General features: G+C 59.1%; 27 protein-coding genes and 1 pseudogene. 20 read left to right on the top strand and 8 right to left on the bottom strand.

Translation table 11 applies throughout. The annotated features are described in order from the left end of the window. Positions 1 to 17 precede the first annotated feature (17 nt). The 5 genes from AC6CH8_RS18610 to AC6CH8_RS18590 all read left to right on the top strand — a co-directional run bounded on the left by AC6CH8_RS18610 (position 18) and on the right by AC6CH8_RS18590 (position 3,570). On the top strand, positions 18 to 1,190 hold the full coding sequence (locus AC6CH8_RS18610) for a hypothetical protein (RefSeq protein ID WP_498191828.1): 1,173 nt from the start codon (positions 18 to 20) through the stop codon (positions 1,188 to 1,190). 141 nt (positions 1,191 to 1,331) lie between these two features. Then, a complete protein-coding gene (locus tag AC6CH8_RS18605; RefSeq protein WP_498191827.1) occupies positions 1,332 to 1,589 on the top strand; it encodes a hypothetical protein in 258 nt (85 codons plus the stop codon). Positions 1,590 to 2,003: 414 nt separating this feature from the next. Then, positions 2,004 to 2,471, top strand: a complete 468-nt coding sequence (locus tag AC6CH8_RS18600) for a nuclear transport factor 2 family protein (RefSeq protein ID WP_498191825.1) — start codon at positions 2,004 to 2,006, stop codon at positions 2,469 to 2,471. 7 nt (positions 2,472 to 2,478) lie between these two features. Beyond that, positions 2,479 to 3,075: a TetR/AcrR family transcriptional regulator gene (locus tag AC6CH8_RS18595; protein WP_498191824.1), complete on the top strand. Its 597-nt coding sequence runs from the start codon at positions 2,479 to 2,481 to the stop codon at positions 3,073 to 3,075. A 189-nt stretch (positions 3,076 to 3,264) separates the two neighbouring features. Further along, complete coding sequence (locus AC6CH8_RS18590) at positions 3,265 to 3,570, top strand: hypothetical protein (protein WP_498191823.1); 306 nt, start codon at positions 3,265 to 3,267, stop codon at positions 3,568 to 3,570. A 299-nt stretch (positions 3,571 to 3,869) separates the two neighbouring features. Here AC6CH8_RS18590 and AC6CH8_RS18585 read toward each other — a convergent pair whose 3' ends face one another. Further along, on the bottom strand, positions 3,870 to 4,856 hold the full coding sequence (locus AC6CH8_RS18585; protein ID WP_498191822.1) for an AraC-like ligand-binding domain-containing protein: 987 nt from the start codon (positions 4,854 to 4,856) through the stop codon (positions 3,870 to 3,872). A 183-nt stretch (positions 4,857 to 5,039) separates the two neighbouring features. Between AC6CH8_RS18585 and AC6CH8_RS18580 the strand changes: the two genes are divergently transcribed. Both AC6CH8_RS18580 and AC6CH8_RS18575 read left to right on the top strand, forming a co-directional pair. Beyond that, entirely contained in the window at positions 5,040 to 6,074 is a 1,035-nt protein-coding gene (locus AC6CH8_RS18580; RefSeq protein ID WP_498191821.1) for a carbon-nitrogen hydrolase family protein, read from the top strand. A 33-nt stretch (positions 6,075 to 6,107) separates the two neighbouring features. After that, a complete protein-coding gene (locus AC6CH8_RS18575; protein WP_498191820.1) occupies positions 6,108 to 7,163 on the top strand; it encodes a phenylacetaldoxime dehydratase family protein in 1,056 nt (351 codons plus the stop codon). Positions 7,164 to 7,706: 543 nt separating this feature from the next. On the opposite strand, the gene AC6CH8_RS18570 is transcribed toward AC6CH8_RS18575, so the two are convergent. From AC6CH8_RS18570 to AC6CH8_RS18560, 3 genes are all read right to left on the bottom strand, one after another. Next, on the bottom strand, positions 7,707 to 8,429 hold the full coding sequence (locus AC6CH8_RS18570) for a FadR/GntR family transcriptional regulator (RefSeq protein WP_498191819.1): 723 nt from the start codon (positions 8,427 to 8,429) through the stop codon (positions 7,707 to 7,709). A gap of 146 nt (positions 8,430 to 8,575) precedes the next feature. Further along, positions 8,576 to 9,946 (bottom strand): FAD-binding oxidoreductase, encoded by a 1,371-nt coding sequence (locus tag AC6CH8_RS18565; protein WP_498191818.1) that lies wholly within the window; start codon positions 9,944 to 9,946, stop codon positions 8,576 to 8,578. 136 nt (positions 9,947 to 10,082) lie between these two features. Next, positions 10,083 to 11,816, bottom strand: a complete 1,734-nt coding sequence (locus tag AC6CH8_RS18560) for an L-lactate permease (RefSeq protein ID WP_498191817.1) — start codon at positions 11,814 to 11,816, stop codon at positions 10,083 to 10,085. Between the two features lie 312 nt (positions 11,817 to 12,128). Here AC6CH8_RS18560 and aceB point away from each other — a divergent pair, with 312 nt between their 5' ends. Next, positions 12,129 to 13,745, top strand: coding sequence for a malate synthase A (gene aceB / locus AC6CH8_RS18555; protein WP_498191816.1), 1,617 nt, complete (start codon positions 12,129 to 12,131; stop codon positions 13,743 to 13,745). A gap of 637 nt (positions 13,746 to 14,382) precedes the next feature. Here the strand turns inward: aceB and AC6CH8_RS18550 are convergent. Further along, positions 14,383 to 15,135, bottom strand: coding sequence for a FadR/GntR family transcriptional regulator (locus AC6CH8_RS18550; protein ID WP_498191815.1), 753 nt, complete (start codon positions 15,133 to 15,135; stop codon positions 14,383 to 14,385). 93 nt (positions 15,136 to 15,228) lie between these two features. On the opposite strand from AC6CH8_RS18550, the gene AC6CH8_RS18545 reads away from it, so the two are divergent. From AC6CH8_RS18545 to AC6CH8_RS18530, 4 genes are all read left to right on the top strand, one after another. Next, entirely contained in the window at positions 15,229 to 16,107 is an 879-nt protein-coding gene (locus AC6CH8_RS18545) for a carbon-nitrogen hydrolase family protein (protein WP_498191814.1), read from the top strand. Positions 16,108 to 16,118: 11 nt separating this feature from the next. Then, a complete protein-coding gene (locus tag AC6CH8_RS18540) occupies positions 16,119 to 17,474 on the top strand; it encodes an APC family permease (protein ID WP_498191813.1) in 1,356 nt (451 codons plus the stop codon). A gap of 28 nt (positions 17,475 to 17,502) precedes the next feature. Beyond that, positions 17,503 to 18,282 carry a carbon-nitrogen hydrolase family protein gene (locus tag AC6CH8_RS18535; RefSeq protein ID WP_498191812.1) on the top strand — a complete coding sequence of 260 codons (780 nt, stop codon included), beginning with the start codon at positions 17,503 to 17,505 and terminating at the stop codon, positions 18,280 to 18,282. A 381-nt stretch (positions 18,283 to 18,663) separates the two neighbouring features. Then, complete coding sequence (locus AC6CH8_RS18530; RefSeq protein WP_498191811.1) at positions 18,664 to 19,158, top strand: hypothetical protein; 495 nt, start codon at positions 18,664 to 18,666, stop codon at positions 19,156 to 19,158. 14 nt (positions 19,159 to 19,172) lie between these two features. Here AC6CH8_RS18530 and AC6CH8_RS18525 read toward each other — a convergent pair whose 3' ends face one another. Together AC6CH8_RS18525 and AC6CH8_RS18520 are read right to left on the bottom strand one after the other, a co-directional pair. Then, positions 19,173 to 19,739: a hypothetical protein gene (locus AC6CH8_RS18525; protein ID WP_498191810.1), complete on the bottom strand. Its 567-nt coding sequence runs from the start codon at positions 19,737 to 19,739 to the stop codon at positions 19,173 to 19,175. A gap of 744 nt (positions 19,740 to 20,483) precedes the next feature. After that, positions 20,484 to 20,672, bottom strand: a complete 189-nt coding sequence (locus tag AC6CH8_RS18520; RefSeq protein ID WP_498191809.1) for a hypothetical protein — start codon at positions 20,670 to 20,672, stop codon at positions 20,484 to 20,486. A 305-nt stretch (positions 20,673 to 20,977) separates the two neighbouring features. Here AC6CH8_RS18520 and AC6CH8_RS18515 point away from each other — a divergent pair. From AC6CH8_RS18515 to AC6CH8_RS18500, 4 genes and pseudogenes are all read left to right on the top strand, one after another. After that, positions 20,978 to 21,193 (top strand): annotated as a pseudogene (locus AC6CH8_RS18515) (ABC transporter permease subunit); the annotation flags it as partial. Between the two features lie 182 nt (positions 21,194 to 21,375). Beyond that, complete coding sequence (locus AC6CH8_RS18510) at positions 21,376 to 21,666, top strand: hypothetical protein (RefSeq protein WP_498191808.1); 291 nt, start codon at positions 21,376 to 21,378, stop codon at positions 21,664 to 21,666. Between the two features lie 51 nt (positions 21,667 to 21,717). Next, a complete protein-coding gene (locus tag AC6CH8_RS18505; RefSeq protein WP_498191807.1) occupies positions 21,718 to 21,924 on the top strand; it encodes a hypothetical protein in 207 nt (68 codons plus the stop codon). An 18-nt stretch (positions 21,925 to 21,942) separates the two neighbouring features. Beyond that, positions 21,943 to 22,449, top strand: a complete 507-nt coding sequence (locus AC6CH8_RS18500; protein ID WP_498191806.1) for a hypothetical protein — start codon at positions 21,943 to 21,945, stop codon at positions 22,447 to 22,449. An 87-nt stretch (positions 22,450 to 22,536) separates the two neighbouring features. Here AC6CH8_RS18500 and AC6CH8_RS18495 read toward each other — a convergent pair whose 3' ends face one another. Further along, complete coding sequence (locus tag AC6CH8_RS18495; protein ID WP_498191804.1) at positions 22,537 to 23,415, bottom strand: LysR substrate-binding domain-containing protein; 879 nt, start codon at positions 23,413 to 23,415, stop codon at positions 22,537 to 22,539. A 94-nt stretch (positions 23,416 to 23,509) separates the two neighbouring features. Between AC6CH8_RS18495 and AC6CH8_RS18490 the strand changes: the two genes are divergently transcribed. The 4 genes from AC6CH8_RS18490 to AC6CH8_RS18475 are packed head-to-tail and all read left to right on the top strand — an operon-like array spanning position 23,510 to position 26,776. After that, a complete protein-coding gene (locus AC6CH8_RS18490; RefSeq protein ID WP_498191802.1) occupies positions 23,510 to 23,881 on the top strand; it encodes a cupin domain-containing protein in 372 nt (123 codons plus the stop codon). Further along, the gene (locus AC6CH8_RS18485; protein ID WP_498191801.1) at positions 23,878 to 25,056 is read left to right on the top strand and encodes a four-carbon acid sugar kinase family protein; all 1,179 of its coding nucleotides are present in this window, start codon (positions 23,878 to 23,880) and stop codon (positions 25,054 to 25,056) included. Before AC6CH8_RS18490 ends, AC6CH8_RS18485 begins: the two co-directional genes overlap by 4 nt. Beyond that, complete coding sequence (pdxA, locus tag AC6CH8_RS18480; RefSeq protein WP_498191800.1) at positions 25,053 to 26,027, top strand: 4-hydroxythreonine-4-phosphate dehydrogenase PdxA; 975 nt, start codon at positions 25,053 to 25,055, stop codon at positions 26,025 to 26,027. Before AC6CH8_RS18485 ends, pdxA begins: the two co-directional genes overlap by 4 nt. Further along, positions 26,024 to 26,776: a cyclase family protein gene (locus AC6CH8_RS18475; RefSeq protein WP_498191799.1), complete on the top strand. Its 753-nt coding sequence runs from the start codon at positions 26,024 to 26,026 to the stop codon at positions 26,774 to 26,776. The genes pdxA and AC6CH8_RS18475 overlap by 4 nt, the downstream gene beginning before the upstream one ends. The last annotated feature ends 2 nt before the right edge of the window (positions 26,777 to 26,778 follow it).

The raw sequence follows: 26,778 nt of genomic DNA, 5'->3' as shown, positions 1-26,778 counted from the left end.
ATAATAAGGCACAGCCTATGCGCCACGACGATCTTCAACGCATCTATCGCCTTAAAGTCACCATCGTGGCCCTTACTGCGCTTGGCTTCGGAATCGGGCTCCAGGTCTTGGCCGCACACATTCACGAGATCCCAGCCTTCAGCTGGGCGGGATTCATGCCACTCTCGGAGATCGGTGGAACGTTGTTCGCAGCCGGTCTGTTTGGCGCTGCGTGGGATTACTTCGACGGTAAGGACAAAGAATCCCGCGAAGACGAACGTATCCGACGGCTACTTGAGGAATCTGCGCCCAGTTTTCGCGATGCTGTGGTCCGCGGTTTCGCCGTCGAAAATGAAGACCTCAAGCGTGTAGCCACTCCTGAACTGCTCGACAGCATCGCCTGCAACGTACTCGCCATGAGGCTCGGCGACCAGGCCTTCGCCGAAGAAGTCTATGCCGACATTCGCGACCAGGCGATCCGCGCCCCGGAACGCTGGCAGGACGTCGACGTGGACATCCGACTATCCACCGTAGACGAGAAGACCGACGGCGCTTCCCGATTCGTCGTCACCGTGAAATGGGAGTACACCGTCATCCCAAGCCATGAAATACAACGATTCGCCTGCGTCTCCGACCGAGACGAATTCCGAGAACTCATCAGCGAGATACCCTCAACGGCCACCTGGTACATGGTCCCCCGCCCAGGATTCGACGCAACCAAGAAGGACGCCTTCGAACTCGTCCAGTACGCCATAGACGGCGCCAAACGACCAATACGCCGAACAGAACGCAAAACGGGCCAGACCTACAGCGTCAATCTCGGCCACGAATGGATCACAGCAGCAGAGCCGGTGCGGATCTCCTACACCTACAAGACCATCACGCCCAAAGCCGGCCATCTCCTCCACTTTGATATCGACCAGCCAACCAAAGGCATGAGCGTCACCCTCGACTACAGCGACACTGACATCAGCAGAGTCAGCGTTCTCGACCTCATCGCCAGCACCAAACACGCCCGCATCGAGAGAACACCAGTAGCCGTACCCGGCAAATCCGTGACGCTAAGCTTCGACGGCTGGGTCTTCCCGCGCACCGGCATCGCCTTCGTATGGACACTAGTGACCGAGGGGAGGTTAACCGGACCAAACGCTTCGGGCTCATCTCCATCGTCACGCATCGATCCGCCCGAGGGGCTCCGGGCCCCAGAATGAACGAGTTTTCACCCCATATCTGAGGACTAATACACGAGAAGGTCACCATTGTGTGTAACTGGGCTCATAACGGAGCACTTCTAATTCTCCTCTAGCCGCCGCGCGGCCTTTTCTAGCGGCCAGGCGCTACGTCACGGAGCGATGCGGAGTTACGTCTGGGCCAAGATGGCGTACGGCCGAATGATTGCCGCCAGGACGTCATTGTTTCTTGGGTCACGCACTCGTCTCTATGACTGTCGCAGTGTCCATCGCCGCATCGGAGACCTGCTCCGAGAATGTGCAGCACATTCAGCAGGCATCGGCCCGATGTTCCGGGACGCCGTCGTCTACGGGGCTGCCGTTAAGAGTGAAGACCTCAAACCCGTCACCACCCCTGAACTCCTGTACACAATCGCTTAGATAGCACGATCCAGAGGCCCATGGTGCTGGCGCCATGCGCTCCATGGTTGTGCAGGCCTTGAGTCTCGCCGGCAAAAAGGGCAACCACGTCAACGGGACCAGGTAGCTCACCATCCCTCCTCCTGTCCGGGCGCCAAGCCTCAAGTGCCCAGCTGAGAACTTTCGCAGTACATTCAGGACGTTCGTTCGCGCCGCATCACCTCGACATGAGACGACCGGTACCCATAGGTCAGCGGGGTAAAGGACGTCTGTCCCGGGCTGCTGCACGTTTCGGATGCCTTCGTAGCAGCGTGCCAGCTTAGGTCGCAGCCGGGTGGGTGGTGGCTTCCGCTGCACACGGGTCGCACCACTTGCAGATTTGTACCAATTGGTACAGAGTAATATCAGCCCGGTGCCGACCAAGGAGTTCAGCTCATGACCCGTCCCCCCCTCCCGCCATTTACTCTCGAATCCGCGATGCAAAAGGTGCGCGCCGCAGAAGACGCCTGGAACACGCGTGATCCCGAGAAGGTGTCCCTCGCTTATACCAAGGACTCCCGGTGGCGCAACCGGTCCTCTTTCTTGAGCGGCCGAAAGGAGATTGTTGATTTTCTGGAGACAAAGTGGCGGATGGAAAAGGAATACCGCCTGATCAAAGAGCTATGGACATTTGGCACTGATCGGATTGCCGTACGGTTCGCTTACGAATGGCGGGCGCCTTCTGGCCAGTGGTATCGATCTTACGGGAATGAGAACTGGCAATTCGCCGATGATGGCCTCATGGCCCAGCGTCACGCAAGCATAAACGACGTCGCCATCCAAGAGTCCGAGCGGATGTTTTTCTGGCCGCAAACTTCAGCCCGCCCTCTGGATCACGCGGGCCTAACTGAGCTGGGTCTTTAGGCCGCTTATGGTCAAGCAACGCAGCGATATCGTCACCGCTCTTGCGTCCACGTTTCGGACATACGGTTTCAACGGCGCCAGCATGGCTGTGATCTCCCAAAGCACCGGACTCGGTAAGGGCAGTCTGTACAACTTCTTCCCGGACGGCAAGGAGGAAATGGCCCTGGCAGTACTAGACGAAGTATCAAATTGGTTCAGGCTCAATGTTAACGAACCGCTCTCGGGCGAAACCGCAGCCAGCACCCGCATCGACGCAATGTTTGATGCGTGCGATTCTTACTTCCGATCAAATCAACTCGTGTGCCTCTACGCGGCCTTCGCTCTCGGGCAGGAAAGACATATCTTCGCCGAGCGGATTCGGTGCTACTTCAACGATTGGGCTGCCGCGTTGACACGCGCGCTCGAGGACGCAGGCTGGCCCGCTGCGGATGCGCCCTTCCAAGCCCAGGAGATCATCGCCGGCGTCCAAGGCGCTCTCGTCATCGCCCGAGCGTCCAACAACACCGTGACTTTTTCTCACCTCATAAAAAGGCTCCAATCCCGGTCCGCAGAGTTAACAACGCAGAGCTCACGCGTTCGAGAACGCACGGTCGAACGCGGCTAGGTATCGCCTTGTCAGTTGTTAAGACCTTCACACAAGGCTTTGGTGGGAGGTTACGCCGAACGTCCGAGAGCCGATAAACAAAGGTATTCATTGCCCCCAAATGGGCTAGTGACAGTCAGTTAGGTCCACGTTGACGCAGCGCGGAAGATCTTAGTCAACCACGTGGTCACGTTTTTACGAGCCAGGTCCGTGAGTATCGTCTTTGCACCGTTGAATCCGGCAATCGAACGACTGCTGTTGGTGAAACACAACGAGCCTGGAACAGTGCATCGCCTCCGTCGAAGCGAAACGCTCGCCGGAGGCAAAGGTGTGAACGTCGCCCATGTAATCGCTCAACTGGAGTCACCTGGTCTCCGACCCTTCATAGAGCCGGACCATGTCAAGAGTGGCAGCGTGGAAGCGCTGCTCGTCGGACCGCTCGGCAGTCCGACGAGCAGCCTGCAAGCCAGCTACAACGCATCACTTCATGAAACCCGCGCGGCCCTAAAGGAATAGCGATTCCAGTCTCGTGAACTGTTAGAACCGTACCTCCCGCAAACGCCGCCGTCGGGCTCTTAATGGCCCTCTTTCCGTACATACAGGAGTAGACGCAGTCCTCAACGACGTCCCGAGAGGGTCCGCTCGCGTCATGCTGCCAGGCCAAGGTCGAATGGGCCGCCTTGGCCAGAGCGTAGCCCATCATCAAGGTCTCAGCACTGCCTGTCGGCAACCCAAAGGGAAGGCATCCAGCGTCGCTGTCGCCTTCACCCCCGCAGATGCTGCAACGATCGGGCTCTCGGAGGTTCAGTCATAGCTCAAGGGGACGGATCGTTCTTGGGTGAAGAGCGAGCGAAAGGCACTTCGGCTATCGGCCGAAGCAATTCCGAGGGCACATGGCCGTACCGCTGGCGGAAGGCCCGGCTGAAGTGCGCAGGGTCTGAGAATCCCCAAGTCAGGAACAAGTCTGTCAGGGTGCCTGCATATTTTCCGGTCAACAAGGTCTCCCGGATCCGGGCCAGACGTTGCTGCCAGACCCAGCCCATCACCGTCTCGCCGTCGGCTGCGAACGCACGATGGACGCTACTCGGAGACAAGTGAAGCTCTCTTGCGATGGATTTGATACTGAGGGACTCGTCACCCAAGTTTCCAAGGATATGGGTTTGCACAACTTTACGCCGAGAGAGGCGGTTCGCGTCCGCGGCACCCCTGGCGACGCCGCCTAGGCCAGCAACAATCAGATGCTCCACCCCCTGGGAGACGGATAAGGCGACGTCTGCGGACAGGGCGTCAATTTCGTTCGCAAGGAACTGTACCGTACTGACCAGCAGACGCGCAGCTGCCGGGTCCGCGTTCACCGGCAGTGCGGTAAGTGTGGAAGCTTCGGGCAGGTGGCGATCCAAAGCGGTTCTCGGAATACGGATCACGAGTTGCTCGAAGTGGTCGGTCAGCAGGAGTGAATACGGTCGGGTGGTGTCATAGATTGCAAACGCGCCATCGTGGATGGCGGCCGAGCGCCCGTCCTGGGTTACCAAACATGAGCCTTCGGTTTGCACGCCCACCAAATAATAGTCGGCGGTAGACGCATCGATGGCAGCAGGTGTGCGGTGGACGGACTGAGCGGAGGCACGCACCCGGGCCAAATCAAGCGACGCCAAAGACTGGACAACTATTTCACCCTCTATGGACTCCCGGCCGTCACCTGCCCTGCAATCGAGGTCAACGAAAGTATCAGAAACGGTCTCGGTCCAGAATGAAACACTATTCCGGGGAGACACCGCCGCCGTGCTCAAAACTTTGGCCATGCCTAATCCTAGCGCCAGGCCGCCTACTCATGGGCGGGCTACGCAAGGCAGATGGGCGCGTGCAACGTGACACGCAGAGTCAACGCTTATGCGATTCACGATCAAGACGCCCTCGAAAGTGACACGTAGCGTGGAACGCAGGCCAACCAATGTGACTAACATCACGTGCTTAAGGAGATCACAATGAATCACCCCCAGTTCAAAGCCGCCGTCGTCCAGGCAGCACCAGTATTCATGGATTTGAACAAGACCATCGATAAAACGGTGACCCTGATCGAGGACGCTGCCCGTAGTGGCGCGGAGTTGATTGCATTCCCGGAGACCTGGCTTCCGGGCTACCCTTGGTACGCTTGGCTCGATGCCCCGGCCCTGTGGCTGCCGCAGTACACCCAGCGCTACTTCAATAATTCCCTCGAGTACGGCACGCCCCAGGCTGATCGGATCTCGAAGGCAGCCAATGACAATGGCATCATGGTCGGTATGGGCCTTAGCGAACGCCATGGCGGCAGCCTTTACATCGCTCAATGGTTCATCGATAAAGAAGGCCAGACTATCTCCCAACGTCGTAAGCTCAAGCCGACCCATGTTGAGCGCACCATCTTCGGCGAGGGCGACGGAAGCGACCTCGCCGTGTGGGACACCAAGCTGGGTCGTGTCGGCGGACTCTGTTGTTGGGAGCACCTGCAGCCTCTGTCCAAGTACGCCATGTACGCCCAGAATGAGCAGGTCCACGTCGGGGCGTGGCCGAGCTTTTCCATCTATGAAGGCGGTGCCTATGCCCTCGGGCCCGAGGTCAACACCTCCGCATCACGGATCTACGCTGTGGAAGGCCAGTGTTTCGTTCTGGCTCCGTGCGCCACAGTATCCCAAGAAATGGTGGACGAAATGTGCACCACCGAACTGCACAAGGCCCTCCTGAAAACTGGCGGCGGACATGCCCGCATCTTCGGACCTGACGGCCAGCAACTTCACGAATCCCTTCCTGCGGACCAAGAAGGCCTCATCTACGCTGAGATCGACCTGGGCCTTATCTCAGTGTCGAAGGCTGCTGCCGACCCCGCGGGCCATTACTCCCGCCCCGATGTCACACAGCTTGTCCTTAACAAGTCTCCTCGGCGGGCCGTCGTTGGCACCGCCCTGCCAACGGATTCCATCTCCAGAACTGAAAAGTCTCCCGAGGTAGAAGAGCCAGTCCTTCCTGCATTCGCGGAACTTTAGATGACCCCCGGACACACCAGTCAGGAACCGGCCATGGAATCCTCAATTCCGACACACCTCACCGTCAAACGAACGCGCACAAAACGCGTGGGCAATAGCTACACACCGCCTTACCCGTCCTACTCCGTGCGATTCGCGGATGGCGTCACCAATCTTGTTTGCGCCTTCTTCGGCGTCCAGAGTAGGCAGCCGCTCTCCAGCGAGGCGAAAGTAGCTTCGGCTGGCATGTGGGAACTGTGTGCACTAGAGGACGGACCTATATCGCGTGAACATGCCATCCACACGGACGAACAGGGCTTCGATAACCAGGTCATCATTGCTTACTGGAACGACATCGAGGCTTATGGGCGCTGGTTCAAGAAACACCGCGACGCACTGATCGGGGCTGGTTTGAAACCCGCAGGGCACGGTCGCTGGATTGAAGCAGTCACGCCTGAAGCACGCGCGTTTGAAACCCTGTACTCATCCAACACCTTCCCAGAAGGGGCCGCGCGGATGGCCGCAGGAGGATACAGCGGGGAAATCCAAGAACACGGGTACTGGGGCAGCATGCGCGACCGCCTGCCGATTACGCAAACCGAGGCCCTCGAGCCTTTCGGCGACCCAGTCGTCCCCGAGAAGTCTGGGATCATCCGGGTAGAACCGCACGACAACCTAGCGATCATACGCTCTGGGCAAGATTGGAGTCTTTGCGACGACGCAGAACGTGCGTCCTATTTTGGTGCCGTAGAACCCCAACTCGAGGCAGGCATGGACTTCCTGATGGCGGATGGCGCATCAGTCGGCTGCTACGCGAACAGGTACATGACGAGCATCGACGAGAATGGCACTGTCCTTGAGCAGAGCTTCGGCCTGAGCTTCTGGCATAGCTTGGAGGACATGGAGAGGTGGGCGGAATCGCATCCGACCCACGTCGCCATCTTCATGGCCGCCATGAAGTTCCTGCAGGCAAACGCGGACGCCAGGCTTCGTCTCAGCCATGAAGTCGCAGTAGTCTCACGCGACCAGCAATACTACGAGTACAACAATTGTCACGCCACAACAGGAATGCTCGGCGCCAGCAGGCCGCTGGGGGTCGACCACGCCTGACACGCCGACATGATCATTAACACGGATCGGTGGGTCAAACTGTGTGCCCGATCAGCGCCTAGACCCCAGCGGTGATCTACCTCCGCAATGCCGTTGATCGAGTGGGCCACAAGGCAAGGGACCGCTTGGTCGAACCGACCAGAGCTCCAGGCTGCATACGGTTCAGACACAGCATCACTCCTTGCTAAGAGTTCCCGCGGTCAAGCAGGAGCACTAAATGTCTGTCGTCGGTTTGTAACACGGGCGGGCCCGTCCTCTAACATCACAAAGATCAAAAACCCCTACATTCCACGGTATGGAGATGACTTGAAGATAATGGAATTCGCTGAGCACATGCAGGCAGTCGTACTCAGCACTCAGCAGTTATTTGCCGTACCTGGAAATTTCGAACTCATGCAAGACCGTGTCGCGCTGTGCGAACACGCGGCTGGGTCGGGATTCTACATGACGGCCCGTACCCCTCGACATCTTAGCATTTGCGTTCGGTTTTCTTGCCCCCGCCCAACTTCGGAAAGCCCGTCCTTGAGTTTGGCCGGTGAACGCCTAACGAGTGGTCCGGGTTTGCTCATAGAGCCACCCGATGTGGTCACGCAACAGCTCGGCGGCTAGCTCCCCGTTCCCATCTTCTACTGCGTCAAAAATCGCGTGATGATGACTTCTTAGCTTCTCCAGCACAACGGGCCAATCGTCGAGAGTCACCAACGCGTCCTTGATGTAGTTCCTGATGGAACCGCTAAGTGACTCCATGATGGTCTCAACGACAGTGTTTCCAGCACGAGCGCTCATGGCAAGGTGGAACTGCGCATCAAGCGCGTGGAACTCCTCCCGATCAATGTCTTTGTTATCCATGGCGATGAGGAGTTGCCTCGCATGTTCCAGGTTCGCGGGCTCTTCCTTACTCGCGGCGGTTCGCGCCGCCCACGTTTCCAGGAGGATTCGTGCTTCCACAACCTCCGATACGGGAAAGCGGCTGCTTGCGACGTGTAGCCTCAAAGCTGAAGATAGGCCGGCAGATGGTTCTGAAATGATGATTGCACCTGATTTTGGTCCCGATCCCGTTGTGCTCCTTAGGATCCCCATGGCGTCCAGGATGCGCATGGCCTCGCGTACTGATGCACGGGAGATCCCGTACTTTTCTGCGAGAATGCGCTCTCCAGGCAGTTGATCTCCGATTTTTATCCGACCGGACCGAAGGCCTGTCTCAATATCCTCGAGTAGCGCGTCGTAAGTCCGCTTTTGAAAGGATGAAACGTCAGAACTAGTCATTGTTCTATCCTGCCCCAACAGTCGGGAACCTTGGATTCTTTGCCCATGGGCGAACACGACTCTAGACAACAGAGGAGGACGCCGCTTTACAACAGAGGAGGACGCCGCTTTGTGGCCACGCCCTCCTCCTCGTTGCGCAGAGAATCCTAGATCGCTTTACCGGGGTTCAGTATGCCTTTGGGATCGAAGACGTTGCGGATGGAGTGTTGAAGGTCGAGCGAGACATCGCCAAGTTCGTCCTTGAGCCAGTCGCGCTTAAGCAGTCCGACTCCGTGCTCCCCTGTGAGTGTTCCTCCTAGTCGCTTGGCCAAGTGGAACATTTCGCCCAGAGCGTTCTTAGCGGGGCCTTCAGTTATGGACTCGTCGGGTTCGACGACGATCATGGGGTGGAGGTTGCCGTCCGCAGCGTGCGCGACGTTAAAGATTCGAACGCCGGTGTTCCGGGAGATGTCTTCCAGACCGGCGAAGACGTCGGCGAGCCTGTTCCGCGGCACACCGATATCGCAGATTGAAACACGTCCCAGACGCTCCAGCGAGGGGATCGCTTCGCGGCGAGTGGCGATCAGGGCGTCTGCTGTTTCGGTGTCCGCAGCTTTCTCAATGTGGCTGGCAAACGGTGCGATAGCCTGAATTAGGACATCTTGTTCAAGGAAAGCGCCGTATCCGTCGGTCTGTGCCAGAAGGAATGCTGCGCCTTTTGCCCTGTGGTTAGTTCCTTGTGCTGCGTCAACGGCTTCCATCGTAGGACCGTCCATGAGTTCCAGAACTGAGGGCTGGAGACGGGCGGCGATGATAGCTGAGGCAGCCAGTGCAGCGGCGTCAACATCGGGGAAATAGGCTGCCACAGTGGCCGTTTGAATGGGTGCCGGGCGCAGTCGCAAGGTAGCTTCTACGACCACCCCGAGAGTCCCCTCCGAACCGATCATCAATGCGTTGAGGTCGTAGCCTGTGACGCCCTTTATGGTTTCCCGTCCGGTCCTCAAAATTCGGCCGTCAGGAAGGACCACGCTAAGTGCAAGGACCGATTCCCGGGTCACGCCGTATTTCGCGCACCACATTCCACCGGCGTTAGTTGCGATGTTTCCGCCGATAGAGCAGATGGCTGTACTGGCCGGATCTGGGGCATAAAACAATCCATGGCCTGTAGCTGCGGCGTTGACCTCAGCGTTGAGAACACCGGGTTCAACGACAGCCAACTGCTCTACTGGGTCGATGTGGAGAATCCGGTTCATCCTGGACAGATCGAGCACGACTTCGCCAGCTTGGGCTGCGGCTCCGGCGGCCAATCCAGTCCCGGCGCCCCTAGGAACGACTGGAACGCTATGGGCGGAAGCCAGCTTCAAGGTGTTAACGACTTCCTCGACACTGGTCGCATACACTACCCCATCGGGAAGGCTCGGGGGCACGTAACCCGAGCGGTCCGTGCTCACCCGGACACGTTCGTCCATGTCTGTGGAAGCTTGGGTGCTTGCGTTAAGAAGGGCTGCAGACGCAGAGACACCTGTTGTCGTATTCATGGGAAACCTCTTTGTTTTCTTGTTGCGATGACGTGATTAGGCGGACGGTGGTCCGCGATCGTGTATTCACTGAATGCGGTGGGGTCAGATACCTGTTTCTTTCTGACCTGAGCGGCTAACTATTCCTCTTGCCTCCTTATGGGACCATCCAGCCAAGCACCGGAGTTGATTGGAGCAGGACAAGAAGGGTCATCACGGCCAGGAGCCCTAGGCTCCAACCCAGCAGCCTTCTGAAGAGCGTGCTCTCGGCGCCCTCCAAGCCGACGGCAGCGGACGCCACAGCAAGATTTTGAAGCGAGAGCATTTTGCCCATTACCCCTGCTGAGGAATTCGCAGCGGCCATTAGTACGGGCGGCAGGCCAGTCTGTTCAGCTGCGGCCACTTGAAGTTGGCCAAATAGCGAATTTGATGAGGTGTCTGAGCCCGTCAGAGCAACACCAAGCCAGCCAATGACTGGTGAAAGTACGGCGAAGAAGCCTCCAGCTGAGGCCAGGGCCAGACCCAATGAGGTGGTTTGACCGGAAAGATTCATGACGAACGAGAGTGCGAGTACAGCCGTCACGGTGATGATTGTCCAGCGCAGTTGCTTCACTGTTTCCCAGTAGATGCGCAGTCCTTGGGCCAAAGGGATGCGATAGAGGACCATCGTGATGACTCCGGAGATCAGAAGTAGTGTGCCTGTTGCCTTGAGGTGGTCGAACTTGAACTTCTGAGCGGCTACGTGGTTGCCATCCCCGTCGACAACATCGAGGCCGGGCCAGGAAAAACTGACGCTGCCCACCGCTGTGAGCCAGTCCTTGACGGCGGGAATCTGGGCGATTGAGAAGATGGTCATGATAATCAGATAGGGAGCAACTGCCATCCAAATGTGCCTCGGTTCGGGCCGCTGTGTTCCTCGGGGAGCATGCATGACATTCGTGGTTGCAGCCGCGGAGACCGCTTCCGTTACAGATGCAGATGCAGGTACACGGCCCGAGTGCTGGCGACTTGATTCCTCCGGGGTCATAGCCTTTTCGGGGGTTGACTCATCGGCGGACATGTCAATGATTTCCTTGGGTTGCCACACTCGGAGCATCAGAAGTACGGCCACTACGGTAGCCACCGCTGCCACGACGTCAGTAAGTTCGACTGCGAAGTAGTTCGAAGTGATGAACTGCGTCATTCCGAATACAACGCCGGCGACCAGCGCGACCGGCCACGTCTGCTTGAAGCCACGACGGCCGTCCACAATAAAGACCAGGAGAAGCGGCACGAGCACAGCAATGAACGGCGTCTGTCGCCCTGCCATCGCGGAAAGGTCATGAAGCGGAAGTCCGGTCACGCCGTGCAACGCAATGATGGGTGCGGCCATGGCACCAAACGCCACAGGCGCGGTATTGGCCAGCAAGGATACGATCGCTGACTTGAGCGGTTTCATACCAGCTGCCATGAGCATGGCCGCAGTGATGGCTACGGGAGCGCCAAAGCCAGCCAGAGACTCCAGCAATGCACCAAAACAAAAGGCAATCAGGATCGAAAGAATGCGCAGATCGTTTGAAATGGAGCGGATTGTCCTACCGAGGGCATCAAACCACGGCGTTGCCACGGTGAGCTTGTAGACCCACAGAGCGTTCACCAGGATCCAGAGGATCGGAAAGAGCCCATAAAAGGCTCCAGCGGCAGCTGCACTCAAGGTCTGGTCAAGGGGCATCTGCCAGACACCGACCGCGAGGGCGATGGATAGAAGAAGGCTGGCCAGGGCCGCTTTGGCTGCCTTCACCCGGAAGACTCCGAGCAAAACGAAGAGCAGCAGCAGCGGCAGCGCAGCACATACGGCCGATAAGGCCAAGGAACCCCACAGGGGGTCGACGACTTGCTGATGGGTGCTCACAAAAGACTCCTTTGTATTTGGAGCAATGAATGCTGGTGAAGTGGGTTTAGGCCGAACGACCTCGCGAGTTTCCGCAGTGCGGAAGAAAAATCTTGGGATGTGGAGCAACTCTACGTATCGGTCTGACCACAGTCAAGAGTGATTTGAAAGCAATTTTTGCCTCTTGTTTTTTTCGCATGGCAGAACTTAGTATTCGTATCGTGAAAACCGCTCAGCCGATCCGGTGCTGAGCTGGACTCAAAAAACCCCATGTTCCAACGCACCAGAGCTGGTGCCGTCCTGTTCATGGACCCGTCCCGAGAGGATTCAACTATGGCTTTGACCAACATCGCGAGCCCCCCGTTTGAGCGCGCCCCTGAGATTCTTTCTCCAGATGCTCTGGCATTCCTCGCCGAACTGCACCAGCGCTTCGCACCGACGCGCGACAAACGCATCGCAGCACGCGAGTTTCGGCGTTCAGAAGCAAGCCAGACCGGAAGACTGGACTTCCTCCCCGAAACGGAAGCGATCCGCAGCGCAGACTGGCGCGTCGCCCCGGCACCGGCCGCGCTGCAGGACCGCCGAGTTGAAATTACAGGGCCCGCGTCTCCTGCCAAGATGGCCATTAACGCCATGAATTCAGGGGCAAAAGTTTGGCTAGCCGACCTTGAGGACGCAAGCTGCCCCACCTGGTTTAACGTCGTTAACGGTCAGCTCTCGCTTTACGATGCTGCCCGCGGGACTCTGGCGTACACCTCTCCCGAAGGCAAGACATACGAGCTCCGTAAAGACAGTCCTACTGCGATCCCGGTTGTGCGGCCACGAGGTTGGCATATGGATGAGCGGAACATTGAGTTCGATGGCAAACCTGCAGTCGGAGCCTTGGTCGACTTCGGCCTGCACTTCTTCCACAACGCCAAACAGTTGGTGGAAAGCGGCGAAGGCCCCTACTACTACCTGCCCAAAATGGAAAGCCACCTTGAAGCCCGGCTCTGGAACGACATCTTCGTCTTTGGGCAGGACGCGTTAGGCATCCCACAGGGAACCATCAGGGCCACAGTCCTAGTGGAAACGATCCCCGCGGCCTTTGAGATGGATGAGATTCTTTACGAACTGCGTAATCATGCCTCGGGTCTTAACGCCGGACGATGGGACTACCTTTTCAGCATCATCAAGTACTTCCGCGACTCCGGTTCCAAGTTTACGCTTCCGGATCGCGCCGCGGTATCGATGACTGTTCCCTTCATGCGCGCCTATACCGAGTTGCTCGTCAAGACCTGCCATGACCGCGGGGCATTTGCTATGGGAGGCATGGCAGCGGTGATTCCGAACCGGCGACAGCCCGAAGTGACTGAAGAGGCTTTTGCAAAAGTGAGGGCGGATAAGACCCGCGAAGCTAACGACGGTTTCGATGGTTCGTGGGTAGCACACCCGGATCTGGTCCCTGTCTGCATGGAGGTCTTCGATGAAGCGCTTGGGGCAAACCCCAATCAGGTAGACCGCAAGCGCGACGACGTTCACGTCACCTCTGAGCAGCTGCTCGACATCGCATCGGCCCCTGCCCAGGCCACCGAGGCAGCTCTCCGCGGAAACCTCTACGTATCCGTTGCCTACACGGCTGTCTGGCTTTCGGGTAATGGCGCTGTAGCGATCCACAACCTGATGGAAGACGCCGCCACGGCTGAGATATCACGTTCACAGGTGTGGCAGCAGATCCGCAACAGTGTGGTGCTCTCCGACACCGGAAAGACCGTGTCAAGAGAACTCGTAAGCCGTCTGCTAGAAGAAGAAACGGCTAGGCTCCATTCTGAGGTTGGCGAGGAACTCTTCAACCTCTACTACGAGCCGGCATCACGGATCATTTCCGAAATCTGCCTATCAAAGGACTATACCGACTTCCTCACCACCCCCGCCTACGAGGCTCTCGAGACTGGAGTTGCGGCTCGGTAGAGGGTCTCTTGGCATTCGCGAATGACGGACGGTAAGTAGATAGCAAGCGGGGCCGGAACCTAGCTTGAGCAGAAGCAAACGAAGCATCAGGAACACACGGGGCCGCTATGGCAACTTTCCGTCCCTCTCTCATAACCGAGCATCGACGGAGGGTGGCACCATATGGATGTGGCAGCACCTTCCAGCAACGGGTTGCCCATGCCTTCGTCGACGCAATCGGTGAAGACTCCTGCAGCGGCTCGTCCCCGCCAGGAAAAAGGCGCCCGGCCACATGGGATCGCGGTCGGGCGCCCCCCATTTTTACGAAACGGGCTCTTAGTCCCCGGCACCCCAGCGAGGCAAAATGATCACTGACCGGTCGCACCGATCGTCGCCTCCTCAGCTCCCCGACTCAACCTCAACCAGACCCAATTTTGGCGGCCCGCAACCGTGGCGCGAAGTGTCAGCGCTGAAGCGTCAGTTGGTCTGAACTTTTATCGCCGACTGAACGATCATCCCGTCGTTTCCAGCGTATAGGGCGAAAAGCCGAAGCTGGCTACGAGACCTACCTGGTTTTTCTCCTGCATGCGCTTTGGCCTCGAAAGAGAATCAGACCAAAGGGGCCACTACTCCTTTCACGAAGAGGAATGCCTCCCACCTAGTGGCTTCGTCTGTCAGTCAGCCCCATGAACATCGTGCGGTGCAGCACGTCCACGTGCTTCCGTGAGACTTCCACGGCCTGCTGTGTGTCGCCGCCTCGGAGCGCGACAACAAGGGCAATATGGTCGCGGTTAGATTCGTGCAGTCGTTCGATCGGGTATGGGATGAAGTAGCCGTAGAGCTCGGCGAGCGTTTCATGGTAGGCCTCGACGGCGGTGCCCAGACATGACGCGGTGCCGACAAGTTGATGGAATTTTTCGTCCGCTTGGTGATAGGCGGACCAATTGGAGGACTGGGCCATCTCATGGGTCAGTTGCTCCAGTTCATCCAACTGTTCCGCGGTGGCGTTGGCAGCTGCGTAGTGCGTCACGGCGCATTCAAACAGCAGCCGCTGATCCACCAAGCGGTTTACTGCCTGGGACTCTTCCGGCGAAGCGGAAAGCTCGGCCAATACGCTCTGCGGCGGTTCATCGGCCACAAACGTTCCGCCGGTCCGCCCGCGGCGTCGAACCACCACCCCTTGCTCGGCCAAGCTGGCAAGGGCTCGGCGGGCAGTGATTGGGCTGACGGAGAGGCCCAATGCCACATCCCCTTGGTCAGGCAGGCGCTCTCCTGGCTTTAAGAGTCCAAGAGAAATGGCCATGCCGATCCGCAGGCGAACAGCATCGATGGCACTCCGGCGCTCCGTGCCTGAGATCCTTCCGGCTCCGATCGTCGAGCGTTCGGAAGCGTCCTCCAACTGTCGGGTCATATCCGCTACTTTACGGTCCAAGCCACCCCTTCCCATAATCTGATCATTCTGATCTAATATAGTGCAGATCACATCCCCAAAGCAGAGGCAACCATGCAACGCATCCTTTCCCTCGTCGCGGCCCAAGCCAAGCCACGTCTCATCGGCGATCCAGTCACGGCTTTCGCGGAAGAAGTCGAAAACGCTCTCGCCGCCCAGCCAGGCAGTTCACTGGTGGTCTTCCCTGAGCTCCATCTCTTCGGCGATTCCGAGCCCGACCTCCATCGGACGGAAGTGCTCCAGGCTTCGGCCGAACCATTGAACGGAACCCGGGTGGGGGAGCTGCGTGAGCTGGCGGCGGACCTGGGTATCTGGCTCGTTCCGGGCAGCGTGTGTGAGCGCGGTCCTGATGGACAGCTGTTCAACACCCAGCTGGTCCTGTCCCCAGCAGGCGAACTCGCCGGTTACTACCGGAAGGTCTTTCCGTGGCGCCCGTTTGAGCCTTACGACCCCGGTGACCGCTTCACTACGGTGGACTTGCCCGACGTCGGCAGGGTGGGACTGAACATTTGCTACGACGCATGGTTCCCGGAGGTCTCCCGGCAGCTGGCCTGGATGGGCGCCGAAGTCATCATCAACATCGTCAAGACGACGACGCCGGACCGGCGGCAGGAACTGATCCTGGCAAAGGCGAACGCAATCGTCAACCAGGTCTTTGTCGTAAGCGTCAATTGTGCCGGACCGGCCGGCAAGGGAATGAGCATCATCGTCGACCCGGAGGGCAACACCCTTGCCGAGGCGCCCAATGACGCGCCGGTGCTGTTGACCGCGGAACTGGACCTTGCCGCCGTCGACCATGTCCGAACTCACGGCACCGAGAACCTCAACCGGCCTTGGTCCCAGTTCCGTGAAGGCGAACAAGCCGTGGAACTGCCCATCTACCAAGGTCGCATCAGCCCCGCCACGTGGGCTCCCCAGTCCTTCGCTAACTAAGGAACCACCCCGTGACAACAACCCCAACGCTTACCCGCACGTTGAAACTGCCATCCCTGGTCCTGTTCGGCCTGGCATACCTGACCCCACTGATCGTGCTGGGAATCTTCGGCATCATTGCCGAAACCACTGGCGGCGCATCCTCCTCCGCGTACCTTGTGGCTCTCGTGGCCATGTTGTTCACAGCGCACAGCTACGGCCGGATGGCCATTGCCTACCCAGTTGCCGGGTCCGCCTACACCTACGTCCGCAGGTCCATAGATTCCCGGATCGGGTTCCTGGTCGGCTGGGCCGTCCTGCTGGACTACCTGTTTCTGCCCATGGTCATCTGGCTTATCGGCGGGTCCTATCTGAGCGCGCAGTTCCCGGAGATCCCCATCAGCGTCTGGGTGGTGGGATTCGTGCTGATCACGACACTGTTGAACATCCTCGGCATCAAAGTCGCTGATAAGGCCAACTACATCCTGATGGCGTTCCAGTTGCTGGTTATCGTGTTCTTTGTGGCCCTGGCCATTGGCAACGTTGTGTCCACCTCGGGCGCTGGTGGTCTCGCCAGAACCGAGCCCTTCTTCAGCGACACCTCCAGCTTGGCCACCATCTCGGCGGGTGCAGCCATTGCCGCCTACTCGTTCCTCGGGTTCGATGCCGTAACCACCCTTACCGAGGAAACCGTGGAACCGCGCAAAAACATGCCGCGTGCCATCATGCTCATTGCCCTGATCGGTGGCGGGATCTTCGTGACAGTGTCCTATGTGACCCAGCTCGTTCACCCTGGCGGCGTGTTCGAGGACTCTGCCTCCGCAGCGAGCTCCATAGCTCTGCAGATCGGCGGTCAGCTCTTTGGAGCGGTCTTCCTCGCGGGTCTGGTGGTGGCTCAGTTCGCGTCCGGCCTGGCGGCACAAGCTAGTGCTTCACGGCTGCTGTACGCAATGGGCCGTGACTCCGTCCTGCCCAAGGCGGTCTTCGGTCGACTCAACGCCAGGTTCCGCACGCCCGTGGTGAACCTGATCGTCACGGGCATCATCGGCCTCATCGCGATCTTCCTGGACGTGGCCACCTCGACGTCGTTCATCAACTTCGGTGCGTTCACCGCCTTTACGCTGGTCAACGCTTCAGTGGTCTTCTACTACGTGCGCCGCCGCCGGGCCGGGCAACAGCTGAATCCCATCTCCTATGTGGTGGTCCCTGTGGTGGGTGCCGTTATCTGCGCGTACCTCCTAACCCGGCTGGACAGCAACGCAATTACGCTGGGGGTGGTCTGGCTGGTGCTGGGAGTCATTGTCCTAGCCCTGGTTACCCGTGGGTTCAGGGCGGCGCCGCCTGAAATGACGGCCACGGAGAAGGCCACCGTTGAAGCGGCCGCCTGACGGGACTGTTCCACAGGAAGGAACGACCATGCGGATGGCGCTGGGGCAACTGGACTCGGGCACCGACGTCCGGGCCAACCTAGAGGCGATCGACCGGTTCAGCGCCACCGCTGCCGGGGAAGGGGCCTCGCTGGTCGCTTTCCCGGAATATGCCACCTACGAGAAGAAGAAGGTTGATGCAACCTTCCCGGAAATCGCTGAGCCGTTGGATGGCCCCATCTGTAAGGAACTGTCCGCGATCGCACGTCGCCACCGGGTCATCTTGGTGGCGGGCATGGTGGAAGAGACAGATGAGCCGGGAAAGGCATACAACACGCTGGTGGTATTTGGGGCCGACGGCTGGTTGCGGGCCTACTACCGGAAGATCCACCTGTTCGACGCGCAGGGCTTTGGGGAATCCGCCTTCATTGCACCAGGGCCGTCAATCAGCCCCGTGGTGTTCGCCGCCGACGGAGTACGATTCGGCCTGATGACCTGCTACGACCTTCGGTTCCCGGAACTTGCCCGCTCACTTGCGGACGCAGGGGCCGACGTTCTTCTAGTCTGCTCGTCGTGGGTTCCTGGGGTCCACAAAACCGAACAGTGGCTGGCACTGAATACTGCACGCGCCATCGAAAACAGCGTCTACGTTGCAGGAGTGTGCCAAGCGCCACCTATCTCGGTGGGCCGGAGCATCCTGGTCAATCCCATGGGAGCTCTGGAAGCTGATGCGGGTCTAGAACCAGGCGTGACCACGGCTGACATTACAGTTGGGGCTGTCGGTGCCACGCGGAAGTCTTTCCCCATGTTCCGACAACGGCGTCTTTGAGAGGCCTTTGAAACGCCGCTGAGTCCACAGGCCGGACAAGATAGACTGCGCTGCTCCACACATGTGCACTACGCGGCGACGTTTTATGCAGGGGGTTGAGACCTCCTATGACCTGATACGGGGCGACTGGGCAGACACACGGTCGACAGGTTAATATGTCGCTTGGATAAATGAGGGCGCGCTTCGATTGCGCCGAATTACGCATAGCAGTTAACGTAGTAAATAAGATCACATACTCGATGGTCTACTCGACACGGCAGAGGAGGCGGAGCGTCGGTGAACGATTCCACAGCTCACCCAGACCTGCACCGGGTGAGCGTCGGAGCCATCTGACCCCGACGTAATGGCGACTTCTAAGCCTTCAGTGCAAAGGAGCACGCCATGGCAAAGTTTCGAAAGCTTGGCCACGAAGTTTCGCTCAAGAGCGACCATCCTCCGCACAAAGACTGGTTGCAGAACTGGCTCGCCGGCGGGCTACTAGTCATTGTCTTGGCAGTTTGGTTGGAGGCACTGGTTACACGGGAACTGTGGATGTTCGGAGTGGCACTCCTGACCTCCACCATCCATATACCGGTAGTCTTCCAAGCTCGATACCCTGAGCACTCAAAGACCGTCACGGCCAAGATCTGGTTCTTCGGAGTCCGGGCTTGGAGCAAGCATAAGCTTCGCAAGCGGCGCGAGATCGAGGCACGTCTCCCTCGAATGTCGGGTGAGAAGACCTCTAAGGCGTCGCCTTCGCGGGGTACAGACGCCCTCCTTGAGCATAACGAACGAGCAGTGTCTGACAACAAGAAGACCCTTGCCAAGACAAAACCGCGCAAAACCAGCAAGAGCGCCATCAAGAAGGGCCAGGTCCTAAAACGGGGCAAGAAGTAAGAACCGGCGGCTGCCTAGATTTCCTCGAGTCTCGATTCGTCGATCGCTTCGAGAAGCTGATCTAGGCAGCCTTCCACATGGTTAGTTATAGACAGAATCTTCTCAATCCGGAATTGGTTGAACTTGAGGCCTTCGAATATCGCCATGTGGGTAGTTTCTAAGGCCTCCGACGTATTTCGGACACCCGCGCCCCACCACTCGAAGATCTCTGCGGCGTCCTCCGGGTCGAGGGTGCCGCCGAACCGGGCGATGACCATCGGGTGCTCAGTTGCTGTTCGGGGATTCTGCGCAACGTCATACCATGCCGAAAACTCATTTCTGGCACGTTCGAATTGTTCCACCGTGAATCGCTCGACGGTGTAATTGATCGTCTCGGGTTGCAGATGCGGCCTCGATCGCCGGATGGCGCCCCGTTCGAACCGCTGACGTCTAGCCACAGCGCTCAGCTTTCCAAGCACGAACCGCGCCAAACGGTCCCGGGCTGATGGTCTTGAAAACTCTGGCGATCTCTCGCGTGAAGTGAAGCCCAGCTCCTGCGGGTGCTCCGGTTCGTGGAAAGTGGAATTGTCGCCTTGCTCCATCTGTGGGCCCAATTATGGGCCTACAACTGACGCCTGTCAATGTCTCGCCTCCATTTACGAGTCAAGCTGACTATGCCCGTTCCGAGCCCTGATTTACAGAGCTGCAAGTATGCTGGCTCTACCTAAACCGAAGGATAATCAGCCTACGGGAAGCCACGCCGAAGGTCGAGAGGATTTGGTCAGGCCTGCGCGCGTGCTGGCGCCGTTCTTTCGTTAAAGTTTCCAGGTTAGCGTCGGAAGAAGAACCATGACTAACTTTCTGGTATGGCCACAACACGTTGCTCGCAATTGTCCGGTGGGTCGCGAACCCGATGACCACGTCGTCCGGCAACCGGCACTTATCCTCGAACCTGACGATCCGAATCGGACGGTCCCGCGACTCTTCGGAAATGCTACGCATCTTCGTCTCCAGGCGTCGCCCTTCAGGTACGACAGGCAATTCTATCTGAAGACGGTGACGACTCAGGGAATACTCGTTGTTGCTGGCCGACGCGTTCCCTTGGTGGCTCAAGTCGAGGTTCGCCTCCCGCACAACCAGATCGTCTGCAGCCCTGTAGGTCCATAAACGGACGTTCGGCGCTCGGACCGTGAGGCTCCTGCTGGTTGTTTGGTCAACGGTCAAGAGGATCTGCGAGTCGCTGCTCTTTCTCCCTCAATGCTCAGCAGTTCTGTACCCAGGCGACCCCGGAGGCTCGCCATCTGCACCAAGTCCCGGGCTATCATCTTCAGTAAATCGCCAACGGTTTAGTCGGTGCGACCCGAGTTCAAGCCGCGGGCTACGTGGCTGCTGCCGGTCTGCAGCTGAGTGCCATGTTGAGCCGGGAAGCGCAGTTCCAGTCCGAGGGCGACCCCCGAGCGGCTGAGCGTCTGAATTCCATTGCAGGCTCGTTCGCTGAGTACGCGGCGCTCGAAGTGCGCCGCTTCCAACGCCAAAGGCAAGGACCTCGAGCGCCGTGAAACATTCCGTTACCGATCCCCATGCCCCGCTCCTCCAGTCCAACATGTCTCCTCTGACGACGAGGCCGCAGCCCGTTTCTTCATCAGTCGGTTGACGGCCGTGGTGGATGCCCTGGATGAGATGGCTACGACAATGGCAGCGGATGCGCCGGCCACTGCCTGCCATCTTCGACTGGTTACTCAACAGATGGCGAGCTTTGCCCTAACGACCGTGGAAACATGGCCCCAGGCAGGGGGCTACCCGTGATCGAAGCACTCATTGCTGTTCTGCTGCCTTCCTCCTCTTCGCCGACCTCCTCGCTGGAAGCCTGTTGGTGGAGAAGGTGTTCGGCTGGCCCGGCATCGGTTCCATGACCGCCGAAGCCATCATTCAGAAGGACTTCGCTGTGATTCAGGCGGTGCTCCTACTGGCGGCCGTCCTCTACGTGGTGGTCAGTCTCCTGGCTGACTTCCTCATGACCGCAGCCGATCCCCGCACCCGAGTAGGAGCACGCTGATGCAAAGCAATACACTCTCCCTTCCCGTACAACGACTGGCGGGCGACGGCGGCGCCGATCCTGATAATTGGGGCGTTAGCTGCCCCGCGCCGGCCGCGGGGACCGGTCCGTCCCGTTCCCGCGGCAGGCTCCACAAGACTTCCCCAACCACATAAAGGACAAGAAAATGCGTATTGGTGTCGATGGCAGCAAGATCCCCGGAGGCCGAGGACTCCGCAGTCCGGATCCTCGAACGCGTCCAAACGATGGGCATGGAGGGTATCTATTTCCGCACCGTGATGGACGTCTCGCCCACCCTGGACCGTGCCCTGCTGGCCGAGGTGCGCGCCTGCGCCGATGACCTGGGCCTCTACTTGCAATGGGCCTGGCCAAGGTCAATCCCTATGCGGCCGCAGAGGCGCCCCAAGGTCCGCCGGCTTGGCGACGGCGACTACACCCGGGGCATGGTCAGGACAATCGGGGCTGCCCACTAAACCGCCTGCGTCACCGAGCTGTGGGTCGCGTCCGCCAACTACCAGCGCGATATGCCCGGCTACTACGTCTGCGACCGCTTCCGTACAGACGCTCTCGGGCCGGACCAACTGGTGCCCATCGAGAAGTTCCCGCGCCTGCTCGCCCCCGCGGCCCACGCGCAAGGTGTGCACCTGAACATCGAAACCCACGAGGAGATCACCATTTACGAGGTGGTGCGTCTCATAGAGTCCGTGGGCCAGGACGTCCTGGGCGTTTAGGTTCGTACCGCCAACGTCGTGGCGCGCGGTGAGGACCCAGTCGCCGCCGCCCGCCGGGTGGCGCCCCACACCCGGGCCACGCACTTGAGGGACTTCGTGCTGGGGGAACAGGACGGGGTGTTCGGGCGGGCCTTCGCCCCCATCGGCCAAGGCGCAATGGACTGGGACACCGTTCTCGGGATCCTGCACGAAGCCAACCCGAACCTGCCGCTCTCCATCGAGAACGCAGCCCCCACCCTGCACCTACCGATCGGCCTGGACGACCCTGAATGGGCGGCCGTGCACCCGGACCTGGATCAGGCGGAGGTAGCCAGCATTCGCGAGATGGCCGCCGAATACCAGGCCAAGGTCGAACATGGCGAAGCCCTTTCATTGACTGAATCGCGCGCTGCTCCGTACGACGGCGAACGCTTCATTCACCAGCCAACCGAGGCGCTTCGTGCCTCGCTCACCCGGCTCGGCATCGTAGAGGGCGCCGCCATGCGCTTGAACTACGAGCGCAAACTAGCAGCAGGTGCCCAATGAATTCGCAAGGAGAGGGCATCTGCTGCTCAGATTCCTCCCGCGTCGAGACTACATGCTGCGAGTGTGCCCAATCCGAAGCGGGTAGATCTAGGTCCTAGCCATCTCACCTGCAAACCATTTGCCGATACGGCGTACACGCATATCAACCGGCTCGCGTGACAGGAACACATATTCACTGCCGTCCTCCACAAAACCGAATGGGGCAACGAGGCGTCCCTCGCTAAGGTCATCCGATACCAGGGCGTAGGGACCGATCGCCACTCCAACTCCGGCGACGGCAGCTTGAAGCGAGAGGTAGAAATGCTCGAAGGTTGTTTCGCTGCCCACCTTGAAGCGTGGGACTGAGGCATGTGTGTTCCAGTCTTCCCAGGCCCCGGGGCGTGTGGCCGAATGGAGTATCGGCAGTGATCCCAGATCGGGAAGGGTCGAGATCTTCTCCGCCATCTCCGGGGTACATACTGGACCGATTCGTTCCGTCGCCAGGAACATGCTGGCCATGTGCTGCGGCATCAAGAAGTCGTTGCGGCGAACTGCAATGTCAACGCCCTGGCGGGCGAGGTTGATGCTGCCACCCGCTCCGGAGAGGTGGAGGTCTACACCCGGTACGGCTTCGTAGAGCGCAGGCAACCGAGGTAGTAGCCATCGCATCAGAAGTGTGGGTTCGCATGAGAGAACCAAATGCTCGCTTTGGCTGGAGCGCTTGACTCGGCGTGTCGCAGAAGACAACACGTTTAGAGCATCGGCTATTTGCGATGCATAGTCGGTGGCGTCCTGCGTTGGAATGATCGCTCGGTTCCGTCGTTCAAAGAGATTCAGGCCCAGGGAGCGTTCGAGTACTTGAAGCTGTCTACTAATCGCGCCGTGCGTGACAAGGAGTTCCTCGGCCGCAGCGGTCACGCTTCCCAGCCGAACGGCGCTTTCAAATGCAACCAACGTCCCAAGCGGCGGTAGGTCGGGCCAGTTCATGTGAGTAATCATCACACATGGGTGCAAAAATATCCATTTTTATCTGGGAACAGGCATGCAACAGTTGAGTGAACCTAACGTGAAGGAAGGAAAAATGCTACAGAAAGTAGTCCTCGCAGAGGCATTTGCAAAGTTCTCGGATACCTGGAGCCCGAAAGTGGCTGGCGATGTCAACGAGATGCAGATCAAGCTGGCGAAGTTCTCCGGGGATTTTGTCTGGCATGACCACGCCGACGAGGACGAGCTGTTCCTGGTCGTCAGCGGCACTCTGACGATGAAGCTTCGCGACGGTCAGGTGGAGCTGACTCCGGGAGAATTCATCATTGTTCCACGCGGAGTGGAGCACTGTCCGTCAGCGACTGATGGCACTGAGGTCATTCTTCTCGAGCCGAAGTCAACCGTAAATACTGGTGCGGTCGAGAGCGACCTCACCGTACGCGACCTGGACCACCTCGATCAGCTGTGAAGCCGTTCAAGATCGGTGTTGTCGCCGATGACCTGACGTCCGCAGGCGATGGTGCCGGCCCTTTCCGGGCTCTGGGGATCCCCGCTAGCATCTTCCTCGGAGCGATCGAGGGCGAGCTGCCGGATGGTGTCTCCGCTGTCGATACCAACACCCGTTCCCAGAACGTGGGTGAGGCCGTTTCGGAAACTGTCCGTTGCCTGCGGCAGGTCAGGGATGTTGACGTCCTTTTCAAAACAGTTGACTCAACAATAAGGGGCCATGTGGTCGCTGAGGTCGAGGCGGCCCTAGTTGAGAGCGGCCGATCGACCGCAGTCATCGCGCCGGCTTTTCCCGCGGAGGGACGAACCACACTTAACGGCATTCAGCTCGTTGATGGTGTTCCGGTGGCGGATACCCATTTCGGCCTCGATGCTGCGAATCCGGCCCGAGAAAGTGATATCAAAAGGCTCTTTCCCCAGGGGGGCTTGATCACCACAGGCTCCCCATGGAGCCACCGTGTGGGCGAGGAACGGATCCTGATAGCGGACGCTGATTCGGATGCTGACCTGGACCGTTTAGTCAACCATCCGGATTCTCTTTCGGACGTGCTCTGGGTTGGGTCGCCCGGCCTGGCAGCTGCCGTTGCCAGGAAGTGCGCCACTTCCTGGCCAGTCCGCCCGGCGCCTGAAGCTGCAGCATCCACCCGGGTGCTGATGGTTGTGGGAAGCCTGCATCCCTCAAGCAGGGAACAGCTTGACGTGGTCTTGAGGGATTCAACCGGGGGAATTCACGACGCACCCGCTGATGCGACGGAGAGTCAGGCCGACCTTGTTGAAAGAGTCGCAAAGCAGCTCTCCGGCAACGGCTACGCGGCCGTGCATGACCCCATCGCTTCCCACTCGACCGGGGAGGCCGACGATTGGCTGGCATCGACTGTGCACAAGCTGTTCGCCGCGGATGCTTTTGACGCGCTCATCCTCACCGGTGGCCAGACTGCGCGGAGCGTGCTGGACAGGCTCGGCACCCGGCGGATTGGAGTGCTCTCCGAGCCGGAGCCCGGTATCGCTCTCGGAATCCTTGACCATCCCGCCCCCCTGCCTGTGCTGATCAAGGCCGGTGGTTTCGGTGACTCACAAACACTAGTCCGGCTAAAAGACCTTTTGCTCGAACAAAAAGACATTGAGGAAGAATCATGAAACCAATTGCTCTGACCATGGGCGACCCTTCGGGTATCGGCCCGGAGATCGTCATGAAACTGATGGCCGAGCGCGGACTCAACATCCCTACACTCGTGATCGGTGACGTCGGTGTCCTGAACAGGGCAGCGCAGTGGAGCAACATTGCGTTGGAAGCCCGGCCGGTCACGTTAGCTGAGTTCCGCCCGGATGCTTCGTTCGTGCAAGTGCTCGCCGTGACGGAGTTGCCGGAGGATCTGCCCCTGGGAAAGGTTCAGGCGCAGTCAGGCCAGGCAGCGTTCGACTATGTCAAGACAGGCATCGAAGCAGCCCTCGCGGGTGAGGTCTCCGCCTTGGTGACGGCCCCCATTAACAAGGAAGCCATGCGGTTGGCCGGCCTTCCCTATCCTGGTCACACCGAGATTCTGGCCGAACTTAGCCACTGCGCTGACTACACAATGATGATGTCCAGCGACGATCTTCGCGTGGTGCTCGTGACCATCCACGAATCGCTGAAAAATGCCATCGAGCAGGTGACGACCGAGAGCATTCTACGGGCGATCCGGCTTGCCCACACTGCCATGCTGCGGGCCGGCATCACTGAACCACGGATCGGTGTCGCCGGCCTGAACCCCCACGCCGGCGAGAACGGGCTCATGGGTACCGAAGAATTGGAGATCATACAGCCGGCGATCGAGAAGGCAATCGCTGAAGGGATTTCGGCTTCGGGTCCGTGGCCGCCGGACACTGTCTTCCTCCGCGCCCGGCAAGGCCATTTCGACGTCGTAGTCTCGCAGTATCACGATCAGGGCCTCATTCCGTTCAAGTACCTTGGTCTTGAACGTGGCGTCAACGTCACCATCGGTCTCCCCTTCGTACGGACCAGCGTTGATCACGGAACAGCCTTCGACATTGTTGGCCAAGGCAGCGCCGACCACCGCAGCCTTCTCGTAGCGCTCAGGCATGCCGTCCTGATGACTGGTGGACAGTGACTCCCGCAGACCCGGTCAATGCCTTGGAGGTGTTGCGGCGCGGCACGTGGATCGACCTGACCCACTCCTTCCACCCCCGTATACCGCACAGCCAGTTTTTCAAGCCGGAGCAACGGGAAACCCTGTACGACTTCGGGAACGACGGATTCCTTGCCGAAGAATACCGCCTGCCCGGGCAGTGGGGAACGCACGTGGACCCGCCAGCGCATTTCGTTCCCGGGCTGCGGTTCCAGGATGAAATTCCCGTTCAGGAAATGATTCTTCCCCTTGTTGTCCTGGACATTCACGAGCGTGTGCAGGATAACGCGGACTACGCCGTCAGTCTTGAAGACATCCGCTCCTGGGAGACGCGCAACGGAACCATTCCTGCCGGAGCCTTTGTTGCGCTTCGCACCGACTGGTCACGACGATGGCCCGACCAGGACCTCTTGCTGAACCCCGATGACCAAGGCAGCTTCCATTATCCCGGCTGGAGCCAGGAAGTACTGGAGTTCCTGATCCACGAACGACAGATGACCGCTTGCGGACACGAAACCCTGGACACCGACCCCGGATTGGCCGTCTCCTCGGGGGACTCATCCCTCGAACGCTACCTACTCGGTCAAAACCGCTACCAAATTGAACTGCTGCGCGATCTGGATCGACTGCCCGAAACCGGGGCGATCATCATCGCAACCTGGCCCAAGGCCCTCAAAGGGTCGGGATTCCCGGCCCGTGTATTCGCTATTTGTCCCCCGAAAGGAAACTGACT

The organism is Paenarthrobacter sp. GQ52 (genome assembly GCF_059759005.1).
The sequence above is the reverse complement of the archived record's forward strand: the minus strand, read 5'-3'. Positions and strand labels throughout refer to the sequence as shown.